We start from the raw sequence: 11,586 nt of genomic DNA, 5'->3' as shown, positions 1-11,586 counted from the left end.
GCAGTGCGACACACACTGCTTGGCCTCGCAAAGAGACCAAAGGGAACACAGTCAATACCTAGAGGACTAGACCCAATGAGAAGACTCAAGCGTGATCCGATGGAACGAGCATATCAACGTGGTTATCGGTATGGCATACACGGCAAATCCCAAGAACTTTGTCCCTTCACTCAACCTGATGTCCGTCAGTCTTGGCTCAATGGCTGGCGCGAAGGTCGTAGCGACCACTGGGATGGGCTAACCGGCGCGGCCGGCCTGCACCGTCTTAACCAAGTGCTCTCTGCCATCTAGGATCAGCTGATCCGCCAGTGTGCTTTCTCAGGGGTGGAGGCGTCCCAAAGAAAGTGCGCTGGTTACACGGCAGCCTTTTTTAACGCAGCAATGGCATCTAGCGACTCACGAATCAGAGTCGGGCCTTTGTAAATAAACCCAGTATAGAGCTGTACCAACGAAGCCCCCGCTTGGATTTTCTCCGCTGCATGCCGCCCTTCGGTAATGCCGCCCACAGCAATAATGGGCAGTTGTCCCTTTAAGGTTTCCGCCAAAACGCGCACGGTATGGGTACTTTGTTCCCGCACAGGAGCCCCAGATAAACCGCCCGCTTCATCTGCATGAGCTAAACCTAAAACGCCTTTACGGCTCAAGGTTGTATTGGTGGCGATAATCGCGTCCATCCCAGCGTTCAAAACGGCTTCGCCGACCCAAGCAATTTCTTCATCGGTCATATCCGGTGCAATTTTAATCGCCAACGGCACACGACGGCCCTGCTGATCGGCTAAGTATTCGCGGTGGGTATACAAGGAATCCAATAACGCCTTCAGTGCATCGCCAAACTGCAAAGCACGCAAACCGGGTGTATTAGGAGAACTAACGTTAATAGTGACGTAACTGGCGTAGGGATAAACCTTTTCCAGCCCCAGACGATAGTCCTGCTCAGCCTCTTCAACGGGGGTATCGAAGTTTTTGCCAATATTGATGCCTAAAATCCCCCCAAAGTGCGCACTACGAACCCGCGCCAACAAAGCATCCACACCTTGGTTATTAAAGCCCATACGGTTAATCAGTGCTTCAGCTTCCGTAAGGCGAAAGATCCGAGGCTTGGGGTTACCCGGTTGCGGACGTGGAGTCACAGTTCCCACTTCAACAAAGCCAAAGCCTAATTGAGCCAGCCCATTAATAGCTACACCGTCTTTATCCAAACCGGCAGCTAAACCCACAGGATGCGGAAAATCTAACCCCATCACGCGAACCGGCAAATGGGGCAAACGGGCGTTAATCAGGCTATTTAGTTTTAACCGTCCACCTGCACCGATCAGGTCAAGGGCAAGTTCATGGGCAGTTTCCGGGGAGAGCTTGAACATCAGCTCACGAACCAGATTATACATGGGGGCCTAAGCTCAGTTGAGGAGGAAGTGCAAAGTATAGCGATCTGCCGAGCAACTGTCCTGATACAGAGGTCACGCCAAACGATTCAAACTCAGTAATTTTCCCTCGGCGCTGTAGTCCATTACAAAACTGCCCTGCACCCCTTCTCGGGTAATAAAGGGCCGCAAATGATGAGCGGGCAAGTTCACCACCTGACCAGTACGGCTTTTGACTTGAATACGATTGGCCTGCCCTTGATACACTGCCATCAAGCGCTCAGCGGGTATATAAATATCCAAAATCAGTTGTGGCATATCAGGGACTCAAATACAGTTAGTCGGCTTGGGTAGGCCGGCTAACTTTGCAGCCAGCTTTGCCGGTGTGCCTTTAAACAGGTGGTTTAGATATAGGCTATTACCCTTCTCTGGCCCCAACTGCTGAGCCACATACTTAATTAAGGGACGCGTTGCAGGAGCCAATTGAAAGCGCTGGTAGAAATCTCGCAACAGCCAAAGAATTTCCCAGTGCTCCGTTCCCAAAACCAAGCCCTCTTCCTGAGCAATAACCTCTGCAACGGATTCACTCCATGCCTCTAAATCCATGAGATAGCCTTCAGCATCGCGTCGATATTCAGTGCTCATACCCAAGAATTGACTCGATCATATTGGCAGCACAGGGCCACAAACTGAGCATAGTTTAACGACTGAACCACGCCTTCTTGGATGCAATTGCGGGCGATTTGATCTTCCTCCAGTGCATATAAAGCACCTTTGGCCGCTAAAACCTGCAGTTCAGGAGCCAACTCCGGTGCTGAATTCAAAACATAGACCGCATCGCCACAGAGCATCAGCCCATCCGTGTCACCCAGTAAGCGTAAGCAACTTTTGAGCTGAGTGTTCGTAAAAGGAGATTGAGATAAGAGATGTAAGGTAGCCATCAGAAGGTCATCACCTGATCATGACGGTTGATTAAATCAGCTAACGCGCCATCCTCTAAAATCCGAACCGACTCCAAAGCTAATTGAGATTCGCCCAAGCCTCGTTGCACTAAATCAGTACGAGCCGCATAGAGTTGCTCTACGCCAAATAGGGGTAGAGCCGCCAAATTAGCCGTCACATCTTTTTGCTGCAATGCTTCCGGTTTTTGCTCAGGTAACAGTTGGAATACCCCATCATCCAAAAACAGCAGGCTGATGGGCAAATCAAAAGCACCACCTGCAAGCACTAGATCCAAAGCCTCACGAGCCCCCAATCCAGACCAAGGTGCTTGGCGGCTGATTACCAACAAAGATTTAGCCATCAAGAACCTCCGAAGCTGACTAAACGATCTGCCTGTTGGATGGCTTCGTGCAACTGACCTAAACCGGACAGCTCCCAAGAATCACTCAGAACTGAAGCCTTACGCCCATAGCGCTGTGCTTCTGCAGTATTCAAAATGCCACGCCTTAGTGCGGCTGCAACGCAAACCACTGCATCCAATTGATGTTGCTGGATAAACTCAGCCCAAGCTACTCCTAAATCCAGCTCATCTTGGGGCAAGACTGGAATGGAGGTGGCGTTACATACACCATCCTGATACAAAAAAATGCGCAGGATTTCATGCCCTTCAGATAAGACTGCTTGGGCAAATTTTAGCGCTCTACGCGAAGCAGGACTCTGAGGGCTAGCTTGAACACTAATCACAAATTTCATGGGCAGGTAAAACATCTAGTACCTTAGTTAGATAGGCACATGATAACGCCCTCACAAGCTTTAGAACACGCCCACTAAAAAGCCCGCTTAAGGGCGGGCTTTTTAAGCTGAGAGACCTTTAGGATCAGTCATCGCTGCCCATGATGCCCAACAACTGCAGCAAACTAATCAACAGGTTATAGATAGAGACATAAAGCCCTACGGTAGCCATGATGTAGTTGCGCTCGCCACCGTGAATGATGGCGCTGGTTTGGTACAGAATGCAGGCAGAAGAAAAGAGTACAAATCCGGCACTGATTGCCAACTGTAGTCCAGTAATCTCAAAGAAGAATCCGACCAGCATAGCGCCCAATAAAACCAAACAACCTGCGGTGATAAATCCACCTAAGAAGCTCATGTCCTTACGGGAAATCAGCACATAGGCAGACAGACCGGAGAACACCAAAGCCGTCATAGCCATGGCTGAGGTGATGATTTGGCCACCATTGGGTAAACCCAAATACATGTTCAGAATTGGGCCTAGGGTATATCCCATAAAGCCTGTCAAGGCGAAGGTAGACAGCAAGCCCCAAGCGGAGTTTTGCAGTTTAGCGGTCAAGAAAAACAGACCATAAAAACCGATCAACACCACGAAAATATTGGGGTAGGCGGCCTTCATTTGCATGGATAAAAAAGCGACCAAACCGCTAAAAGCCAAGGTCATGGCCAAGAGGCCATAGGTGTTGCGTAGTACCCGGCTGATTTCAAGCTGCCCTGCTTCTTGGACATAGCTTGTGGAAAACTGTTCGTGCATAGCGTGACTCCTGTGGATGCAGCCTGTGACGATTTGTCGTAGGATTCTAGCAGAACTTATTGAATTTTCGATCAATAGAGTTTGACAGTGTATTTCTATCAGGTAAGATACGCCCCGCTTACAGTAAACAGTCAGTAAGCATTGTGGAAGAGTGGCCGAGCGGTTTAAGGCACCGGTCTTGAAAACCGGCGATGGGCGACTATCCGTGAGTTCGAATCTCACCTCTTCCGCCATATTCCTAGCTAAAAGCCCCGAATTATGGGGCTCTTGCTTTTGTAGACCTTGAGTCTCCCCCCAGTTTGTCTTCGCGTTCAGATTTCACTCTGGGAAATTCAGCAAATAAAAATGGGCCTATCCCAGATAGACAAAAATCTTTGCTGGTGCCGAGGCGTTAGAGCTTTCTAACTCTTTGATTGAATTCAACTCCTCAAAAATCCCGGCTTTGGTTTTTGAGCCAAGTGCTTACACCATAGCTACCGAAGTTCTCAGTAGGGTTCATCTTGGGTGAGTCCACGTTCTTGGCGTAGGGCTTGCGTCCGCTCGTGTGCGCGGCGCATCCGTTCAGCAAAGCGCTGCTCTAGGGCTTCTACATCCAAAGCCAGCGTGACCTTGGGCGCGTCATCAAACAGCTTGTGAATCTTGGCCAGCAGCTCGAAGGCTTTTTCCTTGCTCATCAGCACGACCTTTTTGCCGACCTTGGTGTGCTCAAAACCGGCGTATAGGGCTTGAGCGGCTGGGGATAGGTGGCGGGTGTCATGGAATATCACTTGAGATACCCCACGACCAAAGCACTCGGGGCACTTAGGGTTGGGGTCTTTATTGGCATCAAAGCCAATCCCGCCTTGGGGGTCGAAGTCTTTGCCTTGTTCCTCAGCCTCCTGCTCGGCTTGGCGGTATTCGTCCGGGGTGTACTGGTAGCGGAAGTCCTCGCCATGGCAAAACCGGCAACAGGCGCGCCGGTGCTCCACCAGTTCATTCACATCCCCAAAGGCAATAAAAGTCAGGGTCTGGATTAGGCGCTGCTTCTCGGCCTCTACGTCCCCGATAAGCTGCTTGAGGCGGTAGCCGAGATAGGTTTTTACCCTGTGTTTTGCAACACATCGGCTGGCTTCTGCTGAGGCATTAGCCGCATTTTTAGGCCGGTAGCCCGCCTCTAAATAGGCTCGGGTGGCATTTAAGCCATTGGCTAAAAAGTACTCCACAAACATCAGCTCTTTTAGGCTGATCCCAAAGGCTTTAGCTTGGGCTTGATAATCCATCGGCTCACTCATGGGCGACCTCCTGCATGGACTGCTGGGCCTGCTGCACAGCATGGCGCTCATGCCGTGTACGCTCATGGGCATAGCGGCCTAAAGCTTCTATATCTGCTAGCACCCTGAGTAAATGGGCTCCACCTTTGAGTTCGTCAAACTCAGGATTGAGCTCACGAACACGCCGCAAAACCTCTTTGCCCTCCTGAGCCAAGGACGCCAACTGAGTCAGCGCCGCCCGATCCTTAGCGCTTCCTTTCGATAAGGTCAGGGTCAAACGGCTGTAGCCTTTGATGAGTTGCCGATGCAAGCCATCTAAGGACAGCCCTAAGCCCCGCTCCAGCAAGGGCAGCCGCAGCTCCACGCCCTCAAGGTCGGGATCATCAATACGGCCTAAGAGGTAGTCCGTGGGTACGCGGTAGGTATCAGCCAAGCGCATCACATTCACCAGCGGCGGCAACCTTTGGCCAGATTCGGCCAATGAAATCTGGGTAATCTCTTTGTGACCGAGCGCATCAGCGGCTTGGCGTTGACTGAGGCCCGATGCCTGACGAGCGCCCCTTAACCGCTGGCCTACGACCTGAGCCAGATTCTTGCGTTTAATTCGGTCGAGAATGATTGCCATACGCTGCCTCACTCAGTGCTGAATAAGGCTTATGGTGACGCGGAATGGGAAAGGCTTTATTCCGAGGTTTCCGAAAATGAATAAAGGGGCCGGGAAATGGACAATGAAAAAGATCACACCTGCCACTCAAAGGATGAACTCTGATCTTTGAGCCAGTATTGCTTAGAGAGACTGCCTATAGCGTAGTGGTAGAGGTTATCTTATGCTGAGTTCAAGCTGGTGACGCGCGAAGCAGGAAGGATACGTTCCCCCGCCATTGGTAGTCGTCATGATAAAGGGCCGCGAGTTATCGTGGCCTTTTGTTCTTCTGAATCCCATACCCGTTAAAACTGAAAGGGCTAGAGGCTATCTGACCTTTTTAGCTACAGCTTCATGCGGCAGAGCTGGACGAACCGGAGCTTCCTGCTTGGTGAGTAGCTGACCTAGTTGCTCAGACTACTAGTGTACTGAAGCTCTGCTGCACTCAATCTTGGTTAATGCCTTAGTCCTAATCCTCGTTTCTGAGGACTGCTCCAGCGGGTAGAAATCTACTCATTGCCGTCTGATCTTCACTTTTGAGGATCGCTCCAGACTGGTGAATACAGCCACGCTTTTTGGCCCGATGCTCAAATCTGAGCAACGCTCCAGCGCTAACCGGAAGAAAATTCCGGTTGATAGCGGTTACGGTTTTTTCGTAACTGTCCAGATCCTCAGACATGAGGATCACTAAGGGCGTGGACAAATTAGGTCAGGCCATCCAGCAGGTCAGCATGACTTACCTTCCGACCCGTTCCTCAGATATGCTGATACATGGGCGTGCCGAGGGGACGGTTCCCTTCGGGATAGGACGGGTTAGCAGTGGTCAGTGCGCTATCGACTGCATCCAAGGCTCCGCCACTCCCACCCGCGCCCAGCCCTACTTCTCCGATTTCAAATCGGAATACCCCTCTGAATACTCCGGTTTGAAACTGGAAAATCCCCAGCCCATGCACCAGCACTACGAATGGCGGATCTGCTCCGGTGAATTTCGGTCGGAACCGATGCCGGAATTCCGTCATCGAGCACTGCACGAATTTCGCTCATTAAACAAATGGTTTCAGTGGTAACCGAGCTGGTAACCAGTGCTTTGGTAACCACCTACAGCACATGGATTAGCCCGTAACCTTGGCGTAACCGTAACCATCGCAGAGTGTCGAAAATAGCACTTAGTGTCAGAAACGCCACTTAGTGTCGCTCGAACAATCCCAGTCGGGGAATTCCACGACCGATACAAGGTTCAGGCGACACCAGTGGGCGGGTAGTAATCTCGAATTTCCCGATATTACTCACCAATACAGGAAGGTACTGGAGCCATGACAGGGAACGCTGTCAATTTGACAGAGTTGAGTCTTATCAATGGGTTAGTGGTGCTGCTTTTGAAGTCCGAAAATTGGACATCAGCCCTATGAGTAAACAGCCAGAAGTTATCGAGACGGGCCGTTGTTGGGCTGATGTGCGTAGGAGCTGCCATTGATTTACTAGGGGAATCACCCGAGTTTAATTCCCCTAGTCGTGTTCGTGGGGGGTGTTGAGAAATGTTGCGGCCCATTGAGTCTAAGTGGCTGGTGCATCACCAACCCCATGAGCAACCAATCAGCAACCACCTAGAGCCCAGCACCAGCAAGGGCTTTACCTTGCGTGCAGGTATATCAGCAACCCTATGATGAACCTGAGCTGAGCTTTTGGCTTAGCGAGAACGGAAGACCTCCTGAATGTTCAGGAGATGGAACATCAGCTGAGTTTTCAGCCAATGTATGCAGGCAGACAACTGGAAGCCCCACAGTTCCCGCAATACAACCACTCCAGCCTATAACTGGGCAGATAAGCGGGCACTAACAGGAGGTATGAGCCCATGGCAGTTTGAGCTTCAGTTTTTTCATACCTGATCGCTTAAAATGCGCTACTCCAATTGACTAAGCTGTTTTTGCTGTAGCCAAGGAGGAAAGTACGTCCTGCCTGTTAGTTAATAGATAGGTTCCGATGGACGAGCCGCACTAAGCAAGTCCCATTAAAGACAAAAGCCTGAGCTTGGGCCAAGGGAGAATCTGTGAAGCTGGATTTATTGCGACTGGAAAACTTCCGCTGTTTTACTGAGCTGGAGTTGCCACTACATAAGCAGATGACGGTCATTGTCGCTGAAAATGGACAGGGTAAGTCGACTCTGCTTGATGCCATTCGCATTGCACTGTGGCCCTATATCAGCAGCTTCGATCTTGCCCGAAATGCGTTTAATGATCCCGGCAATACCGTTGCCATTGACGATGTGCGTCTACAACGCTTGAGCAATGGAGATATGGCTCGGCAGCTACCCGCCAAAGTCATAATGACTGGCGACTTTGGCTCCGGGGCTGGACGTTCTTGGGGGCGCTACCGAGACAGCGAAGCCAAGTCCAGCAAAACCAAAGATGAGGGCGAAACTGCCTCCATGAGACAGTGGACCGCAAGTATTCAGGAGCGAATTCGTAACCCTGAAAGCCCAGCTCTGGATTTACCCGTTTTTGGCTATTACGGTACAGGACGGCTTTGGGCTCAGAAACGTCTGATGGAAAACCTAAAAGGCAAAGACGATACCCAAGAGACTGACTTCTATATCCGTACTTTTGCTTACCTAAACTGCCTCGATCCTGCTTCCTCCTATAAGCACTTCAAAGAATGGTTTATTTGGGCCTTTCAAAGCCTAAGAGAGCAGCAAATACGCCAGCTTGAAGGACGTGCTCAGACCACAGACCTGAAAACAGCCGAGGAACGGGTGCAGGTTGTACAGCAAGCGATTGATACCTTCCTATACCCCATAACTGGCTGGCACCGGCTGGAATACAGCATTACCCGAGAGAAGTCGCTGGTACTGACTCACGAACAACTGGGCACCTTGGATGCTGATCAGCTTAGTGACGGAATCCGAAGCGTACTGGCCATGATCGGAGACATTGCCTATCGCTGCATCAAGCTTAACCCGCATCTTGGTGTAGAGGCCGCCAAAGCAACTAAGGGCGTGGTACTGATTGATGAAGTAGACATGCACCTACACCCCCGTTGGCAACAAGCTATCTTGACCCAGTTACAGGAAGCTTTTCCCAAGATCCAGTTTGTTGTGACTACGCACAGCCCACAGGTACTCACAACTGTACCTTCTGAGTGCATTCGCATATTGAGAGACAACAAAGTTTATTCCGCACCACCGGGGACAGAGGGTGCTGAACCAGAGCGAATGCTCAAGCAGGTGCTTGGCCTTAATGATGTACGCCCTCCCACCAATAAAGCCACTCAGGAATTAAGGGAATACCTAACTCTGGTTGATAGGGATCAGTGGAATAGTCCGCGCGCGCTGGAGTTGCGCCAAAGTCTGGATGCTCGTTATCAGGGACAAGAGCCCGCATTGCTGGATGCAGATCTGCAAATCGAGAATCGCAAGTGGGAGCTGGGTGAGTGAAGCCGGTTATCAGACTGGATGAACCCGCTGAGCTGTCCACCTATCGTGCTGAACATCCGATGATTGAATGGGAGCCAATGCGAAAGGATGCAGTGGGTCGCACTGTTTATGAAGTCATCCGCCAACGACTGCTAGATGGGCAGGGTTGCCTGTGTGGTTTCTGTGAAGTCGGATTGCATGACCGCGATCCGCTTAAGTGTCGTGTTGAACACTTTCATCCTAAGTCAGACAGGACTACAGCCCATAACTGGGCGCTGGATTGGCAGAATATGATTGCGGTCTGCATGGGAGGATCTCAGCGGCACCAACAACCGCCTCATGCACTGGAGCCATTACGAGAAAACCTCAGCTGTGATGCCCACAAAGATCAGATGATTCAAAGCGGCAAACTGGATGAGCAGTGCAATGGCTGGATTATCAATCCACTGGAGCTGCCCGCTTTTCCCTGTTTATTTTTTCTGGAAAAAAGCACAGGTCGGCTGTTACCTGACGAACAGGTTTGCGCTGGCCTAGACATACCGAGCAATCGCCATTCCTGCACGCAACATCTGGTGCGACACACTATTGATATGCTCAATCTGAACTGCAATCGCTTGTGCGAGGCGCGTTTGCGAATTTGCAGGGATATCGAGCACAACAAGAAAAAATATCGCCAGCAGAATATTCCACCTGAGCGGGCTTTCCGCGAACTTGCCGAGCGCTACTTTCGCAACCCTTGGCCAAGCTTCTTCACCACCATTCGGCTTTGTCTAGGTACTGCTGCTGAGCAGTATTTAGCCGAAACCAACTTTCAAGGCTAATCCAAACAGGTAATCGCTGTGAGCCTAGAACGCTGCCCTTGGGCCAATAGCAGCCCCATGATGCAGACCTACCACGATACAGAGTGGGGTGTTCCGATTCGAGACTCCCGCCAGTTGTGGGAGTGCCTGATGCTGGAGTCGTTTCAGGCGGGCTTATTGGAGTCGTTATGAGAAAGCTTGAGGCGCAAGTGCAGCATTCGACTGCCCAGCGAATGAAGTGAGCGCCTTGAATGCTGTAATGGGCTCTCCCCACGCCACGGTTCTATACCGAAGTAACGACGTTTGCTGAGTGGGAGAGCAGTGATGAAGCGCATCGCAGTTGATCTGGCCAAGTCCATTTACCAAGTTGCTGAGAGTGTCCATTCTGGCCAAGTGGTGCAGCGTAAACGGCTGAACCGGGTGGCGTTTCGGCAATATATACAGGAGCAGAGCGAGCCCGTCGAATGGGTGATGGAAGCCTGCGGCACCGCTCACTATTGGGGGCGCACGATGCAAGCACAGGGGCATGCAGTGATGTTGATTCATCCACGCTACGTGCGGCCCTATCGCCGGCGCAACAAGACTGATCGCAACGACTGCGATGCCATGCTCGAAGCGGCCCGCTGTCGCGATATTCATCCAGTGCCGGTAAAAACCCACGAACAACAGCAGGTGCAGCAACTGCATGGCCTGCGTGAAACCTGGAAGAAGAGCCGTACCCAGCGTATCAACCTGCTACGCGGCTTCTTGCGTGAGGCGGGGATTGAAGCGCCCAGCAGCACCGCCACGTTTCTGCGCGCCGCGCATGAGCTAATCGAGCGGCCTGAGCTGGCACTGCTGCGGCCTCAACTGCAGATTGTTCTGGCCGAGATCAACCTGTACGCGCAGTGCATGTCCGAGTGCGAGCAACAGCTCAAGCGCTGGCACGCCGCCGACGAAGTCGTACGCAAACTGGATGAAGTCAGTGGCATTGGCCTGCTGACCGCCAGCGCCCTGACCGCCGCTGTTGGAAAACCAGAACGCTTTGCCAGCGGCAGGCAACTGAGCGCTTGGCTGGGCATGACGCCACGCGAGTTCAGTAGCGGCGACCGCCGCAAACTCGGCCATATCAGCCGACAGGGCAACGTCTATGTGCGCACCCTGTTGATCCATGGCTCCCGAGCCGCCTTGCTGGCTGCCCAACGCTGCCAGGCGCGCACGCCGGAGAAGCTAACGCACTTACAGCGATGGGTTGTAGAAACAGCAGCGCGGATCGGCCACAACAAAGCGGCGGTAGCCCTGGCCAACAAGCTGGTACGGATCTGCTGGGCAGTTTGGTGCCACGAGCGGCGGTTCAATGGCAACTGGCAGAGCACAAAGCTCGCCTAACGGCGGGGGTAATCAGTAAAGATGTGATGGTTTTCTGGTGGTTGTGGTGAACAGCAGCACTGTCGGAACAGGCGAGTCCTGCAGCGGAACAAGGCCGATAACAATGATGATCCCCGTGATCGATTGAACGCTTGGCCCCCGCTGCGCGAACTACAGCATGGCCAGGGCGTAAGCGCCCAGAACAGGCCGGATATACGAATGCAACCGCGCTGACGACAGGTGCAAAAGCAAAGCTTTGCTCACTACTTGTGGGGAGAGTCCATATAC

General features: G+C 51.9%; 16 protein-coding genes and 1 tRNA gene. 8 read left to right on the top strand and 9 right to left on the bottom strand.

The window, feature by feature from the left end; translation table 11 throughout:
- Positions 1-75 precede the first annotated feature (75 nt).
- Entirely contained in the window at positions 76-291 is a 216-nt protein-coding gene (gene rmf / locus LX59_RS14785) for a ribosome modulation factor (RefSeq protein WP_144573241.1), read from the top strand.
- A gap of 62 nt (positions 292-353) precedes the next feature.
- Here rmf and LX59_RS14780 read toward each other — a convergent pair whose 3' ends face one another.
- The 7 genes from LX59_RS14780 to LX59_RS14750 all read right to left on the bottom strand — a co-directional run bounded on the left by LX59_RS14780 (position 354) and on the right by LX59_RS14750 (position 3,849).
- Positions 354-1,385, bottom strand: coding sequence for a quinone-dependent dihydroorotate dehydrogenase (locus tag LX59_RS14780; RefSeq protein ID WP_144573240.1), 1,032 nt, complete (start codon positions 1,383-1,385; stop codon positions 354-356).
- Positions 1,386-1,457: 72 nt separating this feature from the next.
- Positions 1,458-1,679: a DUF2835 domain-containing protein gene (locus LX59_RS14775; protein WP_144573239.1), complete on the bottom strand. Its 222-nt coding sequence runs from the start codon at positions 1,677-1,679 to the stop codon at positions 1,458-1,460.
- Positions 1,680-1,688: 9 nt separating this feature from the next.
- Positions 1,689-2,006 carry a TusE/DsrC/DsvC family sulfur relay protein gene (locus LX59_RS14770; RefSeq protein WP_144573238.1) on the bottom strand — a complete coding sequence of 106 codons (318 nt, stop codon included), beginning with the start codon at positions 2,004-2,006 and terminating at the stop codon, positions 1,689-1,691.
- On the bottom strand, positions 2,003-2,302 hold the full coding sequence (gene tusB, locus LX59_RS14765) for a sulfurtransferase complex subunit TusB (protein ID WP_144573237.1): 300 nt from the start codon (positions 2,300-2,302) through the stop codon (positions 2,003-2,005). The genes LX59_RS14770 and tusB overlap by 4 nt, the downstream gene beginning before the upstream one ends.
- Positions 2,302-2,664, bottom strand: coding sequence for a sulfurtransferase complex subunit TusC (gene tusC / locus LX59_RS14760; protein WP_144573236.1), 363 nt, complete (start codon positions 2,662-2,664; stop codon positions 2,302-2,304). Before tusC ends, tusB begins: the two co-directional genes overlap by 1 nt.
- Positions 2,664-3,056, bottom strand: a complete 393-nt coding sequence (gene tusD / locus LX59_RS14755; RefSeq protein ID WP_144573235.1) for a sulfurtransferase complex subunit TusD — start codon at positions 3,054-3,056, stop codon at positions 2,664-2,666. The genes tusC and tusD overlap by 1 nt, the downstream gene beginning before the upstream one ends.
- A 124-nt stretch (positions 3,057-3,180) precedes the next feature.
- Entirely contained in the window at positions 3,181-3,849 is a 669-nt protein-coding gene (locus tag LX59_RS14750) for a Bax inhibitor-1/YccA family protein (RefSeq protein WP_144573234.1), read from the bottom strand.
- 145 nt (positions 3,850-3,994) lie between these two features.
- On the opposite strand from LX59_RS14750, the gene LX59_RS14745 reads away from it, so the two are divergent.
- Positions 3,995-4,082 (top strand) — tRNA-Ser (locus LX59_RS14745).
- Between the two features lie 252 nt (positions 4,083-4,334).
- Here LX59_RS14745 and LX59_RS14740 read toward each other — a convergent pair.
- Complete coding sequence (locus tag LX59_RS14740; RefSeq protein WP_170234389.1) at positions 4,335-5,120, bottom strand: terminase small subunit; 786 nt, start codon at positions 5,118-5,120, stop codon at positions 4,335-4,337.
- Entirely contained in the window at positions 5,113-5,724 is a 612-nt protein-coding gene (locus LX59_RS14735) for a helix-turn-helix domain-containing protein (protein WP_144573232.1), read from the bottom strand. The genes LX59_RS14740 and LX59_RS14735 overlap by 8 nt, the downstream gene beginning before the upstream one ends.
- Before the next feature lie 695 nt (positions 5,725-6,419).
- Between LX59_RS14735 and LX59_RS14730 the strand changes: the two genes are divergently transcribed.
- From LX59_RS14730 to LX59_RS14710, 6 genes are all read left to right on the top strand, one after another.
- Positions 6,420-6,809, top strand: a complete 390-nt coding sequence (locus LX59_RS14730) for a hypothetical protein (protein ID WP_144573231.1) — start codon at positions 6,420-6,422, stop codon at positions 6,807-6,809.
- Between the two features lie 468 nt (positions 6,810-7,277).
- Entirely contained in the window at positions 7,278-7,406 is a 129-nt protein-coding gene (locus LX59_RS16095; RefSeq protein ID WP_281284854.1) for a hypothetical protein, read from the top strand.
- A 383-nt stretch (positions 7,407-7,789) separates the two neighbouring features.
- A complete protein-coding gene (locus LX59_RS14725) occupies positions 7,790-9,172 on the top strand; it encodes an AAA family ATPase (protein ID WP_144573230.1) in 1,383 nt (460 codons plus the stop codon).
- Positions 9,169-9,972: a retron system putative HNH endonuclease gene (locus LX59_RS14720; RefSeq protein WP_144573229.1), complete on the top strand. Its 804-nt coding sequence runs from the start codon at positions 9,169-9,171 to the stop codon at positions 9,970-9,972. Before LX59_RS14725 ends, LX59_RS14720 begins: the two co-directional genes overlap by 4 nt.
- Positions 9,973-9,990: 18 nt before the next feature.
- Entirely contained in the window at positions 9,991-10,143 is a 153-nt protein-coding gene (locus LX59_RS14715; protein ID WP_425457502.1) for a DNA-3-methyladenine glycosylase I, read from the top strand.
- Positions 10,144-10,275: 132 nt separating this feature from the next.
- Positions 10,276-11,319: an IS110 family RNA-guided transposase gene (locus LX59_RS14710; protein ID WP_144570217.1), complete on the top strand. Its 1,044-nt coding sequence runs from the start codon at positions 10,276-10,278 to the stop codon at positions 11,317-11,319.
- Positions 11,320-11,586: the final 267 nt, after the last annotated feature.

It is taken from the genome of Azomonas agilis (assembly GCF_007830255.1).
GTDB classification, from domain to species: Bacteria; Pseudomonadota; Gammaproteobacteria; order Pseudomonadales; family Pseudomonadaceae; genus Azomonas; species Azomonas agilis.
Note: the sequence above shows the minus strand (reverse complement) of the source record. Positions and strands in the feature narration are given on the sequence as shown.